The sequence below is a fragment of the Idiomarina sp. 29L genome, assembly GCF_004123135.1.
Classification (GTDB): Bacteria; Pseudomonadota; Gammaproteobacteria; order Enterobacterales; family Alteromonadaceae; genus Idiomarina.
Genome location: NZ_SDJS01000002.1, coordinates 254,166 through 272,413, shown reverse-complemented (window position 1 = coordinate 272,413; position 18,248 = coordinate 254,166). Strand labels below are relative to the sequence as shown.

The following is an 18,248-nucleotide window of genomic DNA, read 5'->3' as shown; positions in this document are numbered from 1 at the left end:
TATCTGATTTATAGTCCTCTCGCATGGGAATTTCAGCGTAAAATCCGTATAATGCGCCGCACTAGTGAACCGTCTTGAATTCATGCAAGCAAATGAGAGGTAATACGAGTGCTTAAAGAATATCGTCAGCACGTGGAAGAGCGTGCCGCAGAGGGCATCCCTCCGAAGCCATTAAACGCCGAACAAGTGGCCGATCTTGTTGAACTACTGAAGAATCCACCCGCAGGTGAAGAAGACTTCTTAGTCGAGTTATTGTCTGAGCGTGTACCGCCAGGTGTTGATGAAGCCGCTTATGTTAAAGCAGGCTTTTTAAGCGCTTTGGTGAAAGGCGATGTTGAAAGCTCGGTTATCAGTAAGCAAGACGCTGTGAAATTGCTGGGCAATATGCACGGTGGTTACAACATCGAAACCTTGGTTGCTTTGTTAGACGACGCTGAACTGGGTCGTTTAGCTGCCGAAGAATTAAAACACACCATTTTGATGTTCGACGCTTTCCATGACGTTGAAGAAAAAATGAAAGCCGGCAACGAACTGGCCAAAGAAGTGGTTGAGTCATGGGCTGAAGGTGAGTGGTTCACCAGCCGTGACAAAATGGCTGACCAAATAAAAGCGACCGTCTTTAAAGTGACTGGCGAAACCAATACTGACGACTTGTCTCCAGCGCCAGATGCGTGGTCACGTCCTGATATCCCGCTGCACGCTAAAGCCATGTACAAAATGCCGCGCGAAGGCATTACTGATGCAGGCAAGCAGATTGAAGAGCTGAAAGAAAAAGGTCATCCGGTTGCTTTCGTCGGTGACGTAGTAGGTACCGGTTCTTCACGTAAGTCAGCTACCAACTCGGTTCTTTGGAACATCGGTGAAGACATGCCGGGTACGCCGAACAAACGTGCGGGCGGTATCTGTATTGGCGGCAAAGTCGCGCCTATCTTCTTCAACACCATGAAAGACGCAGGTGCGTTGGTATTTGAAGCCGACGTCGAAAAAATGAATATGGGTGATGTTATTACCATTTACCCATACGAAGGCAAAATTGAAAACGAAGCGGGCGACGTTATCGCTGAGTACGATTATGCGTCACGCGTTATTCTTGATGAAGTCCGTGCCGGTGGCCGTATCAACCTGATCATCGGTCGTGGCTTAACGGCTAAAGCGCGCGAATCACTGGGTTTGGGTCACAGCGACTTATTCCTGACACCTGAGCAGCCAGCATCTAGTGACAAAGGTTACAGCCTGGCACAAAAACTGGTTGGTAAAGCCTGTGGTATGGAAGGCGTTCGTCCTGGCACTTACGTTGAGCCGAAAATGACCACCGTGGGTTCGCAGGACACCACCGGTCCAATGACCCGTGACGAACTGAAAGACCTGGCTTGTCTTGGCTTTAACGCTGACCTGGTTATGCAGTCTTTCTGCCATACCTCAGCCTATCCGAAGCCAGTCGATGTTGAAACTCAGCATACACTGCCAGACTTCATCATGAACCGTGGCGGCGTTTCGTTGCGCCCGAACGACGGTATTATTCACAGCTGGCTGAACCGTATGTTGTTGCCGGATACCGTTGGTACTGGTGGTGACTCGCATACACGTTTCCCGCTGGGTATTTCGTTCCCGGCAGGTTCTGGTTTGGTTGCTTTTGCCGCCGCGACCGGTGTTATGCCGCTGGATATGCCAGAGTCAGTACTGGTGCGTTTTAAAGGTAAAATGCAACCGGGTATTACCCTACGTGACCTGGTTCACGCAATTCCTGCGTTTGCCATCAAAGACGGCCTGTTGACTGTAGAGAAACGTGGCAAGAAAAACGCGTTCTCTGGTCGCATTCTGGAAATCGAAGGTCTTGAGCACCTGACCGTAGAGCAAGCGTTCGAACTGTCAGACGCATCAGCAGAGCGTTCTGCAGCGGGTTGTACCATCAACCTGTCAGAAGATTCAGTCAGCGAATACTTGCGCTCTAATATCACTATGCTGCGTTGGATGATCAACGAAGGCTACGGTGATGCGCGTACGCTTGAGCGTCGTGCTCGTAAGATGGAAGAATGGCTTGAAAACCCATCACTGACGCGTGCGGATAAAGATGCAGAATACGCAGAAGTTATCGAAATCGATTTGGACGAAATTAAAGAGCCAATCGTTTGTTGCCCTAACGACCCTGACGACGCTAAGTTCTTAAGCGAAGTTGCGGGCGACAAAGTGGACGAAGTGTTCATTGGTTCGTGCATGACTAACATTGGCCACTTCCGTGCGGCAGGTAAACTGTTAGAGAAGAACTCTGATCCGCTGAACACTCGTTTGTGGATTGCACCACCTACGAAGATGGATAAAGCACAGCTGGAAACCGAAGGTTATTACGATATCTATTCGCGTAACGGCGTACGTACTGAAATGCCGGGCTGTTCACTGTGTATGGGTAACCAGGCTCGTGTAGAAGCGGGGGCAACTGTACTGTCAACGTCGACTCGTAACTTCCCGAACCGCTTAGGTGACGGCGCGAACGTTTATCTGACGTCTGCAGAGCTGGCCGCTGTTGGTGCTATTGTAGGCCGCCTGCCAACGCCTGAAGAGTATCTCGAGTACGCACAGGACATTAATTCGATGGCTGGCGAAGTTTATAAATACCTGAACTTTGACCAAATGGATGCTTTCCGAGACGCAGAAAAAGCGGCCAAGGAAAACATCATCCCAACCATCAACGTGGCTTAATGAGTGCTTAGGTTGCAAGGACTCTTTACGAGGACGCCCGCAAGTACTTCCCTGTAGGGCTTGGCTGGCGCCATCCATGGCGCCAGACACTTCCTAATACCGGCCATAATGTTGTTTCCATTCCCAGCTAAATGCCTATAAAACCGCTTCGGCGGTTTTTTTGTGCCCGATAGTCAGTAGCCTGATGTTCACATCAGGTGCGATGCTTAACAGTTTAACGATGCGTAATACAGAGCTAATTCCAGTCAGTCAGCGTAACGGGCGTGTTATCGCTTGTTAATGTGAACTCGATGTTTATCGCGCCACCACTTTCTCCGTTCTGGACTAAATAGTCACAATCAACACCTTCGCCGCACTGAAATTCGAGAAAGCCAAAGGTGTATAAATTTTCTTCCGGCTCAGCAAATGGAAGGTTCATTAGTTGGACATTGTTGTACGAATATACGCTACCAACAGGCGCTGTTGATTTATTAACAACGTCGACTAACTCATAACCTACGGAGCGCGCATCGGCGTCTGGTGATTCGATATCATAAATCCGAACACGAAGTTGATAAGACGTGCCAAATTCGTAATTGAATCCTTCAATGCTGAGAGGATAAACATGCTCACCGTTATCGGCGACAACATCAGGAAAACAGAGTACTGGGCCAGGTTGATAGGATTCATCAATAAAGCAATACTGCGGTGCATCGGGTATGTCTACTAAGGCTGTGCGAGAGTTATCATCAAACCCAGAGTCACTGCCGCCACACCCAGTTAGTAAAAAGGAAAGGCTTAAAAAGCACAATCGGGAATTCACAGTCTTCGTCCTTAGTTCGTTCTTAAAACCTAAAATTAACATTTTTATAGTTAATATAAAATAAGCCGCCGTGTCGTTGTTCTAGTCGCGAGCTCGTAAAGCGCAACGAGCAGGTTTTTCACTTATGAGCGTTATCAGTGCCGAGTACTTTTGTGGCGGAGTGTCGAAGGCCATGGATTGTTTTAAATACGGATCAAAATAATCGTGAGCGCGACAAATGGTTACAGGGCTTCGTGTGGAGGTATGCAGCGCCAAGGATGGTTTTGAATACGGTAGAAATAAACAAATAGAACCCCTGCTATCGGGAAGTGTCTGGCGCCATGGATGGCGCCAGACAAGCCTTACAGGGACTTACTTGCAGGCGTCTTCCTGATAGCGGGGGTTCTGTTCTATTTCTGCTCAGCTATCCAGTCGTTGATGTGTTGCTCGAGTACTTTCAGCGGCACGCTGCCGTTTTCCAGTACCGCGTCGTGGAACTCACGAATGTCGAACTTATTGCCCAGCTGTTGCTCTGCTTCAGCGCGTAAACGCTTAATCGTCAGCTCACCCAACTTGTACGACAGCGCTTGAGCTGGCCAGGTAATGTAACGGTCAATTTCGGTTTTCACGTTATGCAACGACAACGCGGTGTTGTTGGCCATAAAGTCCATTGCCCGCTCACGACTCCAGCCTTTAGCGTGCATACCGGTATCCACCACTAGACGTGCGGCACGCCACATTTCATAGCTTAGGCGACCAAAGTTGCTGTACGGGTCTTGATAAAAACCGGCTTCCAGACCTAAGTACTCTGAATACAGTCCCCAGCCTTCACCAAACGCGGAAATATAAGTCTGCTGACGGTACTCAGGTAAGTCTTCTAACTCTCCCGCAATGGCATTTTGTAAATGGTGGCCCGGGACTGCTTCGTGCAACGTCAGTGCTTCCATCTGGTATAACGGACGACGGTCTAATGCATAAGTGTTTACCCAATAAAAACCAGCGCGGTCGTCCCGGTTGGTACCAGAGTAACGGCCGGTGGTGTACTTCGGCGCAATCTCTTCAGGAACCGGAGCAATGCCATACGGTTTACGCGGTAAGGTTTTGAACAGCTTAGGTAACTGTCCATCCATCTTCTTCGCAATCCAAGCCGCATAGTGCAACAATTCTTCTGCGGTTTCAGGATAAAACTGGTCGTCAGTACGCAGAAACTCAACGAACTCGTCAAAGTCACCATCAAAGCCGGTTGCTTCAATGGCTTCGAGCATTTCACCGCGAATACGAGCGACTTCCTGCAAGCCTATTTCATGAATCTCATCAGCGGTCATATCCAGTGTGGTGTAATGCTTAATACGGTTTTGGTAAAACGCTTCACCGTTAGGCAGTTCACTGGCACCAACGCTTTCGCGTGCGTTCGGTAAGTATTCGGTGACCATAAACGTAAAATAGTCGTCGTACGCTGGCATAACCTGCTCGTCAATGGCGGTTACTGCGTCAGCTTTTAATGCTTCCCACTCAACGTCGTCGACAAAGCCGGGCTGCTGTACAAATGGCGAAAAGTAAACGCTTTCTTTGGCGTCCTGAACAATGTAGGCCAAGATACTCTCTTCAAACCCTGCCATAGCTGCTGCTGGCTGTGTGTAACCTTCGTCTATCGCTTTTCTTAGCCAGTGTGTCTGTTGCTCCATGTAGCGCGGAATGCTGCGTAACTTTGAAATATAGTTCTGATAATCTTCAACTGAGTTAAAAGACGTGTATGACGGCATAAACGCCAGTGAACTATGGAAGCTGCCTTCAGCGGTTAACGGCATGTAATGCGCATTGAAGCGGTATTCGTCGACACGGTTTTTTAGCGAATAGCGAATCATCGCGTGGTTAATTTTATCTTCATCGCTTAACTGACTCACGTTAATGGCGTCCAGTTGCTCCAGCCACTTTGATTGTTTCTCGTATCGAGCCTTAAGCGCCTCCGGAGACATATCGGTCAGCTCGGTATCGCTGGATTCATTCATTCCTTCCCAGATGCTGTCTGCCAACTGATGAAATTGCTCAGCAACGCTCTGTTGTGCAACGTTTTGTTGGGTCGGTTGCTGTGACGTTGTTGTCGCACAGGCGGTTAACCCTAATAAACTTCCAATAAGAATCAGATTACGCATGATTTTTCCTTGCGGTGTCATAACGAATACAGGCATTCTATAATGCCTTTTGCATGAGTTAATGTAAAAAACAATGCAGTGAACTCACAATAATAATAGTTAAACGGGAGAAAAGGGTGGATAAAGCGCAATCAGGGATATACGCCGAGCCAAATTTGCACGGCTTAACCTTGTTTTGTCACGTCATGAGTGACGATGTTGAGAGCTTACGCCGCAAGTTGTCGCGGTTTCCCTCTATTGTCCAGGACCTCGACGCCCGTTTTTCAGAAGCCATGCTGACGGGCTTTGTCGGTATTGGGGCGGAATATTGGGACATACTGTATCCGCATAAACGACCGTTGCACTTACAGACCTTTCCTGAACTAAGTGATTCCGACCGTGAAGCACCGCGGCATCCATTCGATCTTATTATCCATATTCGATGTGATCGCTTCGACGCTAATTATCTCGCCGGCCGAACCATTATGGAGTGGTTTGGCTACGACATAGAAGTGGCTGAACAGATACGCTCTTTTCGCTATTTAGACGGACGTGACTTAATGGGCTTTATTGATGCGCCGGATAACCCAAGGGGGATGCGTAAACGTCAGGCCGCGCTTATTAATGCAAACGACGATAGCGACTTTGTTGATGGCAGTTATTTGTTTGTCCAGAAAATTCGTTATGACCTGCGCCGATGGGATTATTTAGGCCCTGAAAAACAAGAGCAGATCATGGGGCGGGAAAAAGTCTCCGGTGAACGGTTGCCGGAGGCAATGATTGATGGCGTTACCCACGCCGCTAAAGCGAAGTTGATGGACAAGAAAGAGCAGCCAATACCTTTGTTGCGGCAGAACATGCCCTGGGGAGACTTACGTGAACAAGGGTTATTGGGTATGTATTTTTCTCATGCGCCAAAGAGTGTGGTCGAGTGGCTGAAGATTCGTTACTACGCCGATGAACAAGGGCAGTATGATCCGGTGCTGGATTACTCTCAGGCGGTGTTAAATTCAAGTTTCTTTGTGCCGTCGATACGGTTTTTATCTGAAAACCGTGAGTTACCGAGCACTCAAGAAGACGGCAGTACAGACTGATTCGCAAACAGTTCTTTGACTTTTTGCAGCGTGAAGTCAATATCCTGTACTTTCACCGGTGCGATAAAAATAGTGTCGTCGCCGGCAATGGTTCCCAGTACGCCTTCTTTTTTACCAACCGAGTCGAGTAAACGAGCAATGAGTTGAGCGGCGCCGGGACTGGTGCGAATAATGACCATCACATCATTATGCTGAATATCCAGTACAAGTTGGCTTAATGGTGCTTTAGTAGAGGGCACCGCTAAATCGGGCGGCAGACAGTAAACCATTTCCTGCTTCGCGTTACGGGTTCTGACGGCGCCGTACTTACTCAGCATACGCGACACTTTTGACTGGCTAATACTCTCAAAGCCTTGCTCTTTCAGTACATTAACTATTTCGCCTTGCGAGCCGTAACGCTCTTCACGCAGTAACGTTTTGAAGGCGTCAATTAATTGATCTTTCACCATTATCGTGCCGCTTCCTGACTGTCATTTTATGCTATAATGCGACCAGTTTACTGCATTCTGTGACGCTATTCGAGCTTTGTTATAAAAGGCTTGTCAGTTGTATTTAACAGCGTATTCAAGTACAGTTTTGCACCAAATTCTGCATGTTTATGCAGTTCTAATCGACAAACAAAACGGAGTCTGAGATGAAAGTAGCCGTATTAGGTGCGGCCGGTGGTATCGGCCAGGCATTGTCATTACTTTTGAAAACACAACTTCCAGCAGGTTCAGAGTTATCTTTGTATGACGTTGCGCCAGTAGTTCCAGGTGTTGCGGTTGATCTAAGCCATATCCCTACCGACGTAAAAGTCACAGGCTTCGGTAAAGACGACCTTGCGTCAGCATTAGTTGGCAGCGACATCGTATTAATTCCTGCTGGCGTACCACGTAAGCCAGGTATGGATCGCTCTGATCTGTTCAACATGAACGCAGGCATCGTTAAAAACTTAGTACAAGGTGTTGCAGACAACTGTCCTGACGCTTGTGTTGGTATCATTACCAACCCAGTAAACACCACCGTGCCAATTGCTGCTGAAGTTCTGAAAAAAGCAGGCTGCTACGACAAGCGTAAGCTGTTCGGTGTCACCACTCTGGACGTTATCCGCTCAGAAGCCTTTGTTGGTGAGCTGCGTGGTCTGAATCCAGAAAACGTAAACGTACCGGTTATTGGTGGTCACAGTGGTACAACGATTCTGCCATTGCTGTCTCAGGTTGAAGGTGTTGAGTTTACCGAGCAAGAAATCAAAGACTTAACTCACCGTATCCAGAACGCAGGTACGGAAGTTGTCGAAGCAAAAGCCGGCGGCGGTTCAGCAACCCTGTCTATGGGTCAGGCTGCAGCGCGCTTTGCTCTGTCATTGCTGAAAGGCCTGCAAGGTCAGGACACTGTTGAGTGTACCTATGTAGAAGGTCCGGGCGACAACGCTAAGTTCTTCGCGCAGCCAGTACGCTTAGGCAAAAACGGCGCTGAAGAAATTCTGTCTTACGGTAAGCTAAGCGCTTTCGAACAAAAATGCATGGACGACATGCTCGACGGTCTGAAAGGCGATATCCAAAAAGGCATCGACTTCGCCAGCTAAGCTTTCAGCTATCCGCTCTTGAAAATATTGGGGCGGGCCAGCATTGGCTGGCCATTGCAGGTTATCTTCCGAAAGACGCCTGCAAGTACGTCCCTGTATGGCTTGGGCAGCGCCATCCTTGGCGCTGCACACTTTCTCCAGATAACCCTGCAATGACTTTTCGCCAAGACTGACCCACCCCAATATTTCCGCGCTACTTACTGAAAGGTATGTAGCCTGATGCAATAGCATCAGGCTACAGAAATGGCTAAAAGGGGGCAGGTTGCTTATTTGTGAGCGTTATGAGTGTTGATAGCTTTTGTCGCAGAGTGTCGAAGGCCAGGGATGGCCTTCGTCAAGCCCTCGTGGATGAGCTCGTAGCGTCTCCGCTACAAAAGCTATCAATGCTCAAGCGAAACAAGTGAGCAATCTGCCCTCTCCCAAGCCCTACAGGGATGTATTCACGGGCGTCGTCCGAAACAGAACCCGATCCCCCCAAAGCATTTCTTACGCCACTCGGTCGACTGCCAGATGGGTTAGAGCGAGTAAAGCTTGTTTATAGTCGGAGTCGGGGAGTTCGCTTAGGGATTCGCGCGCTTGTTCGGCGGCTTTTAATGCTTTGTCACGGGTGTACTGTAAAGCACCCGTTCGCTCCATAGCGGTTAGTACGGTTTGTAAGTGCTCACGTCCGTCACCTTGCTCAATCGCTTCACGAATCAGCTTTTGCTCGGTTTCGTTGCCGTGCCACATGGCGTATAGCAACGGCAGCGTTGGTTTACCTTCGGCTAAGTCATCGCCGGCATTTTTGCCCATTGAATCACTATCGGCAGTGTAATCTAATAGGTCATCGACCAGTTGGAAAGCCGTGCCTAAATAGCGACCGTAGTCCGCTAATTGAGCGGTGAGCTTTTCATTCTGACCCGTCAGTACGCCCGCCAGCTCTGTTGCAGCTTCAAACAGCTTGGCTGTTTTGCCGTAAATAACGTCGAAGTAGCTTGCTTCTGAGGTGTCGGGATCGTTGCAGTTCATTAACTGTAAGACTTCGCCTTCGGAAATAATGTTGGTGGCGTCCGCTAAAATACGCAATATACGCAGAGAGTCTAAGTCGACCATTAGCTGGAAGGCGCGGGTATAGAGAAAGTCACCCACTAGTACGGCGGCTTCGTTACCGAATACAGCGTTTGCAGTTTTGCGTCCGCGGCGTAAATCAGACTCATCGACGACATCGTCATGCAGGAGTGTTGCAGTATGAATAAATTCTATAATGGTGGCGAGTTTTTGGTGATCGTTGCCGTCATAGTCCAGTGCACGGGCGGTTAATACGGTCAGCAAAGGGCGCAGGCGCTTACCGCCGCTATTGACGATATAAATACCCAGTTGGTTAATTAAGGCAACGTCGGATTTTAGTTGTTCACCAATAAGCGCATTAACACCTAACATGTCGTCTTTGGCTAATGCGTTAATGGACTGCATATCCATCATAGATATCTGAAATTTACAAAATTTAACGGAAACCAGATGGTACACTAATTCGACGAGCTCGGAAACTCTAAAGGCGGCAAATTAGGACTTGCGATCGTTGGCGGGATTACGTACAATTCGCGCCCTGATTTGAATTTGGATACCCAATAGGGTTGTGGAGAATAATATGTACGCAGTATTCCAAAGTGGCGGTAAGCAGCACCGTGTGTCTGAAGGCCAAATCGTCCGCCTGGAAAAACTGGAAGCAGCTACCGGTGATGTAGTTGAATTCGACCAGGTTTTGATGGTTTCTGACGGCAGCGACGTAAAAATCGGTGCTCCGTTCGTATCCGGTGGCAAAGTGAAAGCAGAAGTGGTTGATCACGGTCGTGGCGATAAAGTTAAAATCGTTAAGTTCCGTCGTCGTAAGCACTCTCGTCGCCAACAAGGCCATCGTCAGTGGTTCACTGAAGTGAAAATCACTGGTATCAATAGCTAATTAAGGAGTAACGACATGGCACATAAAAAGGCTGGTGGTTCTACTAAAAACGGTCGCGATTCAGAGAGTAAACGCTTAGGTGTTAAGCGCTTCGGTGGTGAATCGGTTCTTGCAGGTAACATCCTGGTTCGTCAGCGCGGTACACGTTTCCACGCTGGTAGCAACGTTGGCATCGGTAAAGATCACACGTTGTTCGCGACTTCTGAAGGCAAGGTATCTTTCGAAACGAAAGGTAAGAACAACCGTAAATATGTGAGCGTTATTACTGACTAATAACCTCGACATAAACTGAAAAGTTTCGGTTCGAAAGCCCTGCCATTACGGCGGGGCTTTTTCTTATGTGCTAGAATTTTGCACAATATTTAATGAGTGATAAGTAGCAGATTGCGATGAAATTCGTTGATGAAGTAGAAATTCGTGTCGACGCCGGCGACGGCGGTAATGGCTGTATCAGTTTTCGCCGCGAAAAATATATACCGAAAGGTGGCCCAGACGGAGGCGACGGCGGTGATGGTGGTGATGTCTACCTGCAAGCCGATGAAAACCTGAATACGCTTATCGACTATCGTTTTGAACGTTTCCATAAAGCGGAACGTGGTCAAAACGGTATGGGTAAGAATTGCACCGGTAAACGAGGCAGTGACATTACGTTGACGGTTCCTCCGGGAACTCGTGCGACTGATATTGATACCGGCGAAGTCATTGGCGATTTGACCAAACATGGACAAAAACTGCGGGTTGCTAAAGGCGGCTTTCATGGCTTGGGAAACACCCGTTTTAAAAGCAGTGTGAACCGCGCGCCACGCCAAAAAACAGACGGGACGCCCGGAGAAGTGCGTAACCTGAAACTGGAGTTGATGCTGCTAGCCGACGTTGGTCTGCTAGGTATGCCAAATGCGGGTAAGTCGACATTTATTCGTTCGGTATCTGCGGCGAAACCGAAAGTCGCCGACTATCCGTTTACCACCTTGGTTCCTAACCTGGGTGTTGTAACGCCGGCGCCGGGACAGAGTTTTGTGATAGCTGATATTCCCGGACTTATCGAAGGGGCTGCAGAAGGTGCCGGGTTAGGTATTCGTTTCTTAAAACACCTTGAGCGCTGCCGGCTGCTACTGCACTTAGTTGATTTAGCACCGTTTGATGAAACGGATCCGGCTGAACAGGCTCGTATCATTATTGATGAGTTAGAAAAATACAGCCCGAAGCTGGCAGAAAAGCCACGCTGGCTGGTTATTAATAAAGTTGACTTGGTCTTAGATGAAGAAGTCCAGGAGCAAGTCGATGCATTGGTGAAAGAGCTGAACTGGGACGGTCCTGTGTTCCAGATTGCGGCGTTGGAAGGCAGGGGCTCGCAAGAACTTTGTCGCGAAGTCATGAACTATATTGAAACGTTGCCCGTACCGCATATGGAAGAGCAGGAAGAGGCCGATCCGGTTGAATTTAAGTGGGACAGTTATCACGAAGATGTTTTGGATGAACACTTTGATGATGATGAAGACGACGATGACGACGACGATCATGGCGTCGAAGTCATTTATCAGAAGTAGCCTGACGTTGTTACGTCAGGTCCGATATTGAAGCTTAAATCGCGCCTCATGCAATAGCATCAGGCTATACGAAGGTAATTTTGGATGAAAATATCGCTTGTAGTTGCAATGGCAGACAATCGGGTCATAGGAAAGGACAATAAAATGCCGTGGCATTTGCCCGACGAGCTCCAATATTTCAAAAAAATTACCTTGGGTAAGCCAATTGTTATGGGGCGAAATACCTTCGAATCAATTGGTCGGCCATTACCCGGGCGTAAAAATATTGTCCTGAGTAGAACGTCAGAAGCTCGAGAAACCCATGATGGTCAAGTACTTTGGGTTAATGGACCGCAACAAGCGATAGCTGCAGCCGGTCCGGTAGAAGAAGTCATGATCATTGGTGGTGGAAAAATTTATGAAAATTTTTTACCGCTGGCAGACCGCTTATATGTTACTAAAATAGACCTAAATGTTGACGGTGATACTTTCTTTCCTGACTATGAGAAAGTCGCTGACTGGCAAGAGGTAGAGCGGCAAAACTTTGCCGCAGATGGTCGTAATTCCAATGACTTTACTACCCTTATTTTCGATAGGAAACGTTAATAAGACGTTATAATTTCAGTTACTTACATCACTTGTTGCCCATTGCAGAGCGGTTCATATCGTAGTATCATCTTGATGAATTTTTGAACAATCTTGTGATGGGGTTTTAGATGAAAGCGATTGTATTAGGCACCTTGATGGCTGCGGTTGCAGCAACTGGCGCAACTTTTTCAAAAAGCGCAGAAGCGAATGAGCTGGCGTTAAGCCTTTGTACATACGTACAAGGTGACGACACTATGCGTATGCGTAAAAAGTTACGTGACTCACGTGTGCGTGTCCGTGACATCTACTCAGGTATCCAGTGTAACGGTCAAAGTCTATTGCAATTCGCAATGTCAAATGGCTCACAAGACATTGGCGAGTTCATTGTTGGACGCTTATCAGTAGACGAGTTAAAAAGCTCAGGCGATTATGAGTGGGCTCAGTCTAATGGTCATGCAGGGTCGCCTATTGCTGCAGCAATTAAAGAGCGCGCAGGCCTTTAATAGCCAGTTAATTTGAGTATTTAAAAGCCCGCAAGCTAAGTTTGCGGGCTTTTTTACATCTACTAACAATTCTTTCAGTTACTTACCTTTTATTTTTTTCCCTTCTCAACGACAATAACTCACTGTGATTCAATTCAATTGGACTGATTATGAAACAGTGGATGCTAGTTTCCCTACCGCTGCTGGTATTGGCTGCCATAAGTGGTAGCGCATACGCTCAACAGCAACACGAAGTGACGGACTCAACCGACAGCGAATGCTATTTGCCGGGAATACAGGAACGACTTGAATGCGGTATTGTTCAGGTGCCTGAAAATTATGAAAAGCCACAAGGCAGGCAAATTGGCATACATTACGCGGTACTACCGGCTATTCAGGAAGGTGCAAAGCCGGATCCAATGCTTATCTTAGCGGGTGGACCAGGCCAGGCAGCCACTGAGCTGGCGCCGATGATATCCCGCATGTTCGATACCGTTCGTCAAAAGCGTGACATTCTGCTCATTGATCAGCGCGGTACGGGAAAGAGCCATCCTCTTGAATGCGACATAAGCCGTCCTGATGAACTCATAAGAAGTGATGACGAGCAAGAGCTGGCGCAGCTTACCAGCGACTGCCTTAAGCAATACCCAGACACAGACACCACGCAATACCATACGGTCAACGCTGTTAAAGACTTCGAGAAAGTTCGTGAGCATCTGGGCGTTCAGCAAGTAAATTTATATGGAGGCTCTTATGGAACAAGAGTCGGGTTGACTTATTTACGGGAAGCTCCGGAGTCTGTGCGGACCGCAACGTTAGACGCCGTAGCGCCGCCGCAGGTGGTTATTGGTCCGTTTGGACAGCACGGGGCTCAAGCTTTTGATGCAATGTTACGTAATTGCGAAGAGCAAGTAGCGTGTCAGGAAAAATTCCCGACGTTAGAACAAGATTATCATGACGTGATGAATGCTTTAGAAGGACAGGATGTTCTGCTAGACGCGCACGATCCGCTTTCCTTTGAACCGATGACGATAAATTTAACACCGGGACGTTTCAGTTCAATTGTTCGCATGGCACTGTATCATCCAAATACACGTCAGCTTTTACCTTATGCGATTCACTCGGCCGCTCAAAGCAATTATAAAGCCGTATTGGGCTTAATGGGGGGCACCATGTCACAAAGTAGTATCTACCTGGGCTTAATGCTCTCGGTGGTTTGTAGTGAAGACTTACCTCGTGCAACGGAGCAGTTGTTAGCAAAAGACGGCGACAACGACTTTATTGGAGGGCGTACCGGTGATGCCTTTGTTGATATGTGCAGCGGCTGGAAGTCGGCTCCGGTACCTTCTTACTGGTCTGAGCCAGTCGTTAGTGATAAGCCGGTTTTATTGTTGTCGGGTGAATTGGATCCGGTGACACCACCGGCCTGGGGCGACTTAGCCGCAAAGACGTTACCGAACAGTAAGCACCTGACGGCGCCCAACGCAAGTCATACTATTGCCAGTCATACCTGTGCCAATAAGCTCATCGCTGAGTTTATCGAAAAGGCTGACGTGACCGCTATTGATGGCAGTTGCTTGCAAAAACAACGCCTGAAACCTTTTGTGCTAAACCAAAATGGAGCGGGGCTGTAGGATGATTAATGTCGATAAACTGAGTAAAACCTTTAAAAGTGTACAGGCGTTAAATTCCCTCAGCTTTCAGGCTAACGATGGTGAAATCACGGGTCTATTGGGACCAAACGGTGCTGGTAAGACAACGTGCCTCCGTATTATTTATGGCCTGCTTCAGGCAGACCAGGGTAAGGCGGAGATAGAAGGCGTGGATGCTAACGTTAACCCTATGGGGGCTCGCAAGAACTTGGGGATCTTCCCGGATAAATTCGGTCTTTATGAACGTTTGACTGTACGTGAGCAGGTCGCATACTTCGCGGAGTTGCATGGTTTAACTGGCAATATTCGAAGAGACGCGGTTGAGCGAGTGATTAAGAAGCTCGATATTGAAGAACTCGCAGATCGCCGTACCGGGGGCTTTTCTCAGGGACAGCGCATGAAAGTGGCACTTGCCCAAGCCTTGGTTCATAACCCCAAACACCTTATTTTGGATGAGCCAAGCCGTGGCTTAGACGTCATGAGCACACGTATTTTACGCGACGTGCTGCGTGAACAAAGAGCCCAGGGAACCTGCATTTTGTTTTCCAGCCACGTCATGCAGGAAGTGGCTGCGTTGTGTGACCGAGTTGTGGTTATGGCATCAGGGAAAGTGGCTGCTGAGGGTACGCCGGAAGAGCTCTGCCGGATGACAGGCGAAGAACAACTCGAGGACGCTTTCGTGAAAATTATAGGAACGGACGAAGGAATTGCGGCGTAATGAGTGCTTTAACAACCGTATGGAAAAAAGAGTTTCGCGACGCAATACGTGATAAACGTTCAGTGTTCGCGGCAATGTCTTACGCTTTCTTTGGGCCAATGCTTATGGCCGTCGCGTTTTTCTTTTTAATTTCACAGTTAACCGACCAGGCGGATGTTGGTATCAATATCGAAGGTAAAGAGCACGCACCGCAGTTGGTCGACTTCTTAAACGAAAATGGTATTGTCGAAAAACAAGGCGAATGGTCAGAAAATGAAACGCCTATCGTGTTGAACTTACCAGCTAACTGGGCGGATAAAATCGCCGCCGCTGAGCCGGTTGAAATTGAGCTGAAAGCGGACTGGTCTTCACAAAAACAGCAAACTGACATTAAACGAGTCGAAAAAGCGGTACAGGCTTACAGCAGCCAAATTGCCAGTTACCGGCTTATTCTTCGGGGAATCGACCCTCGCGTTGTACAGCCCATTCAGCTACAAAAACAGGACGCCGCAACTAAAGGCTCTAAGGCTGCATTAATCATGGGCTCCGTTTTAGTGTTTATCATTTTGTCGGTGTTTTGGTCCGGTATGAATGTCGCCATCGATATTAGTGCTGGCGAACGCGAGCGAAATTCTCTCGAGTTCTTATTAAGCCAGCCTTTAAGTACTTGGGACATTGTGGCGGGTAAGACGTTGACGGCTTCTACTTTTTCGCTGTTTGGTGCGGCTCTGTCGCTGATAATCATCCCTATTATTTTTGCTTATGTGCCACTTCACGAAATAGGCATGAATGTGAATTTTAGTGTGGGCATGATGCTGCTTATGTTCCTGCTGCTCGTACCGCTGGCCGTGTTCGCAACCGCACTGCAATTGTTTGTCTCGTTCCGAGCCAAAAACTTCAAGGAAGCACAAACCTATATCAGCTTTTTGCTGATCATTCCCATGGCCGCTTCTTTCGGCGTCGAGTTTGCAAGGCTTAAAAACCCGATACTCTATTACCTGCCGCTTACCGGACAGCACCAAGCGTTCTTGTCTCTGATTCGCGGCGAGTCGATTAACGTCATGGGCACCGTGGTAAGCGCTATAGCAACCTTGGTTGCCGCATTGCTGCTCATCAAATACATAGCCCGTCTCCTCAAAAGCGAGAAAATAGTCTTCGGCTTGTAGGGATGGGGACAGTCAGGCCGCATGCGTCGCTTGAGAGTTAAGGCCTCTGTGTCGGAGACGCGACGAGGTCATCCATGAGGGCTTGACGAAGGCCATCCATGGCCTTCGACACTCCGTCACAGAGGCCTTAACTCTCATAACGCTTGCCAGCGACTAGTCTGTCCACTGCGTCTGTAATAAGTAGGTAACTAGAGAGCGCGGACAAAGGTTGTAACAGGCACTATGGAGGTGTGCAGCGCCAAGGATGGCGCTGCCCAAGCCCTACAGGGATGTATTCACGGGCGTCCTTCATAGTGCCTGTTACAACCTCAGCGCTCTTTAGTTACAGCTAATCAAGCAGGCGGCCGTAGTGGTAGTAGAGCCATTGTCCGAGACGTCGGAATTGGGGGAGGGGAAATGGTTTTAGTTGAGACTGGTAGTATGGCAGTTCAGGCAGGGCTTTTCCCATGGCGCTCTCGGCCAATCGCTGACCGGCTAATGCGCTAAAGCTAACGCCAGCCCCACAGTAGCCCATGCTGGCGTATATATTGTCACTGAATTTGCCAATGCGCGGATAGTCGTCAAGTGATACGCTCACCCAGCCACTCCAGAAGCTGTCCCACCGTGTGACGTCTTTGAGTTGCGGGAAGGTCTGATGCAATGCCTTTAATAAGCGCTTGGCGAACGTCGAGTTTTCAGCATTTTTACCCTGAATGGCTCCGCGACCACCAAATAACAGGCGGTTATCCGGCAGTAAACGAAAGTAGTACTTCAGCACCCGCGTATCCATTACCGCGTACTCAGGTGACAAACGAATGCTGTCAACTTGCTCTGGTGACAACGGCGGTGTGGTAATTATGCTAGAAAGAACCGGTAAAGAACGGCTGGCTAGCTTAGGAAGCAACTGTTGGGATGTATAGCCATTGGAGCAAACTAATAGTTTACGAGCCCGCACATTGCCTTTAGCTGTTTTTAAATACACACCTTTGCCTCCCAATGAAACGGCGGATGTTACCGGGCAATGCTCAACGAGTTGCGCGCCAGCGCTGACTGCTCTGCGAGCGGTTGCGGCGGCCAATAATAGCGGATTAACGGCAAAGCAGTCAGTGAAGCGCAGCGCAGCGTGCGCTTGTGGGCTGTTGATAATCTGGCTTAGTGCGTCTTTGTCTAACCATTCAACGGGCTGCTCAAACTGCTTAAGGCTTTGGTATTGCTCGCGTAACGCTTTAATAGCCTCAGGTTTATGGGCAACTTTCAAGTAGCCGCCATTTTGGCGTTGGCATTGCTCAGGGCAGTGTTGAGTGGTTTCTGTTATAAGCTTCAGTGCAGTCCGATGCTCGCCGGCTATTCCTTTTGCTACTGTTTCACCAAAACGTTCCGCCCAGGCAGACAGACCTAAACGGCCCGTACTTTTCATGACAAACCCGGCATTACGAGATGAGCAGCCCCAAGACAAATTGTTGGCTTCAAATACTGTGACGGAGTGACCGTTTTCAGCCAACGTTCGAGCCGCGTTTAAGCTAGTATAACCCGCACCAATAACGGCAAACTCGACGTCCTCCGGCACGTCGTCGACACACGCCGGAAACTCGGCTTGAGTAGACTTCTGCCAATAACTTGGCTCAGGAGCATCATGCGGCCCCGGAGGCGCATTAACCAAAGGATCATACATAATCACCACCTATAGCAGAGAAGGAAGGTAGTGAGCGCTGAGGTTACAAGGACCATTATGGAGGACGCCTGTGAATACATCCTTGTAGGGCTTGGGCAGCGCCATCCATGGCGCTGCACACCTCCATAATAGTCCTATGCAACCGTTAGTGCGCTCACTATCCCTGTCTCAGATAAAAAGCAAATCTAGCCGTTATAGAAGAAGAGGCAAAAGGGACAGACTGTTCTCTTGTGAGCGTTACGAGTATTGAAGGCCTCTGTGGTGGAGTGTCGAAGG

General features: G+C 48.6%; 16 protein-coding genes. 11 read left to right on the top strand and 5 right to left on the bottom strand.

All coding sequences use genetic code 11. The features are described 5' to 3' along the window. Positions 1-108 precede the first annotated feature (108 nt). Entirely contained in the window at positions 109-2,697 is a 2,589-nt protein-coding gene (acnB, locus tag EST55_RS04940; RefSeq protein WP_129496708.1) for a bifunctional aconitate hydratase 2/2-methylisocitrate dehydratase, read from the top strand. A 235-nt stretch (positions 2,698-2,932) separates the two neighbouring features. Here the strand turns inward: acnB and EST55_RS04935 are convergent, their stop codons facing one another. Both EST55_RS04935 and EST55_RS04930 read right to left on the bottom strand, forming a co-directional pair. Next, a complete protein-coding gene (locus tag EST55_RS04935; RefSeq protein WP_164976527.1) occupies positions 2,933-3,499 on the bottom strand; it encodes a DUF4377 domain-containing protein in 567 nt (188 codons plus the stop codon). 389 nt (positions 3,500-3,888) lie between these two features. Next, complete coding sequence (locus tag EST55_RS04930; protein WP_129496706.1) at positions 3,889-5,631, bottom strand: DUF885 domain-containing protein; 1,743 nt, start codon at positions 5,629-5,631, stop codon at positions 3,889-3,891. Positions 5,632-5,747: 116 nt separating this feature from the next. On the opposite strand from EST55_RS04930, the gene EST55_RS04925 reads away from it, so the two are divergent. Next, a complete protein-coding gene (locus tag EST55_RS04925) occupies positions 5,748-6,704 on the top strand; it encodes a Dyp-type peroxidase (protein ID WP_129496705.1) in 957 nt (318 codons plus the stop codon). On the opposite strand, the gene argR is transcribed toward EST55_RS04925, so the two are convergent. Then, positions 6,680-7,153: a transcriptional regulator ArgR gene (argR, locus tag EST55_RS04920; protein ID WP_088768859.1), complete on the bottom strand. Its 474-nt coding sequence runs from the start codon at positions 7,151-7,153 to the stop codon at positions 6,680-6,682. The two genes, EST55_RS04925 and argR, sit on opposite strands and share 25 nt — an antisense overlap. A gap of 185 nt (positions 7,154-7,338) precedes the next feature. Between argR and mdh the strand changes: the two genes are divergently transcribed. After that, complete coding sequence (gene mdh, locus EST55_RS04915; protein WP_053954590.1) at positions 7,339-8,271, top strand: malate dehydrogenase; 933 nt, start codon at positions 7,339-7,341, stop codon at positions 8,269-8,271. Between the two features lie 486 nt (positions 8,272-8,757). Here mdh and ispB read toward each other — a convergent pair whose 3' ends face one another. After that, positions 8,758-9,729 (bottom strand): octaprenyl diphosphate synthase, encoded by a 972-nt coding sequence (gene ispB / locus EST55_RS04910; RefSeq protein ID WP_129497001.1) that lies wholly within the window; start codon positions 9,727-9,729, stop codon positions 8,758-8,760. Positions 9,730-9,898: 169 nt separating this feature from the next. Here ispB and rplU point away from each other — a divergent pair, with 169 nt between their 5' ends. From rplU to EST55_RS04870, 8 genes are all read left to right on the top strand, one after another. Further along, on the top strand, positions 9,899-10,210 hold the full coding sequence (rplU, locus tag EST55_RS04905; protein ID WP_053954620.1) for a 50S ribosomal protein L21: 312 nt from the start codon (positions 9,899-9,901) through the stop codon (positions 10,208-10,210). A 15-nt stretch (positions 10,211-10,225) separates the two neighbouring features. After that, positions 10,226-10,483 carry a 50S ribosomal protein L27 gene (gene rpmA, locus EST55_RS04900; RefSeq protein WP_053954619.1) on the top strand — a complete coding sequence of 86 codons (258 nt, stop codon included), beginning with the start codon at positions 10,226-10,228 and terminating at the stop codon, positions 10,481-10,483. A gap of 116 nt (positions 10,484-10,599) precedes the next feature. Next, positions 10,600-11,757, top strand: a complete 1,158-nt coding sequence (gene cgtA, locus EST55_RS04895; protein ID WP_129496704.1) for an Obg family GTPase CgtA — start codon at positions 10,600-10,602, stop codon at positions 11,755-11,757. Positions 11,758-11,841: 84 nt separating this feature from the next. Next, on the top strand, positions 11,842-12,342 hold the full coding sequence (gene folA, locus EST55_RS04890; protein ID WP_088768855.1) for a type 3 dihydrofolate reductase: 501 nt from the start codon (positions 11,842-11,844) through the stop codon (positions 12,340-12,342). Between the two features lie 110 nt (positions 12,343-12,452). Next, the gene (locus tag EST55_RS04885) at positions 12,453-12,827 is read left to right on the top strand and encodes a DUF3718 domain-containing protein (protein ID WP_088768854.1); all 375 of its coding nucleotides are present in this window, start codon (positions 12,453-12,455) and stop codon (positions 12,825-12,827) included. A 149-nt stretch (positions 12,828-12,976) separates the two neighbouring features. Continuing rightward, a complete protein-coding gene (locus tag EST55_RS04880) occupies positions 12,977-14,440 on the top strand; it encodes an alpha/beta hydrolase (protein WP_129496703.1) in 1,464 nt (487 codons plus the stop codon). Position 14,441: 1 nt separating this feature from the next. Then, positions 14,442-15,176 (top strand): ATP-binding cassette domain-containing protein, encoded by a 735-nt coding sequence (locus tag EST55_RS04875; protein WP_100690769.1) that lies wholly within the window; start codon positions 14,442-14,444, stop codon positions 15,174-15,176. Further along, on the top strand, positions 15,176-16,321 hold the full coding sequence (locus EST55_RS04870; RefSeq protein ID WP_129496702.1) for an ABC transporter permease: 1,146 nt from the start codon (positions 15,176-15,178) through the stop codon (positions 16,319-16,321). The genes EST55_RS04875 and EST55_RS04870 overlap by 1 nt, the downstream gene beginning before the upstream one ends. A gap of 328 nt (positions 16,322-16,649) precedes the next feature. Here EST55_RS04870 and EST55_RS04865 read toward each other — a convergent pair whose 3' ends face one another. After that, entirely contained in the window at positions 16,650-17,972 is a 1,323-nt protein-coding gene (locus tag EST55_RS04865) for an FAD-dependent oxidoreductase (RefSeq protein WP_129496701.1), read from the bottom strand. Between the last annotated feature and the right edge of the window lie 276 nt (positions 17,973-18,248).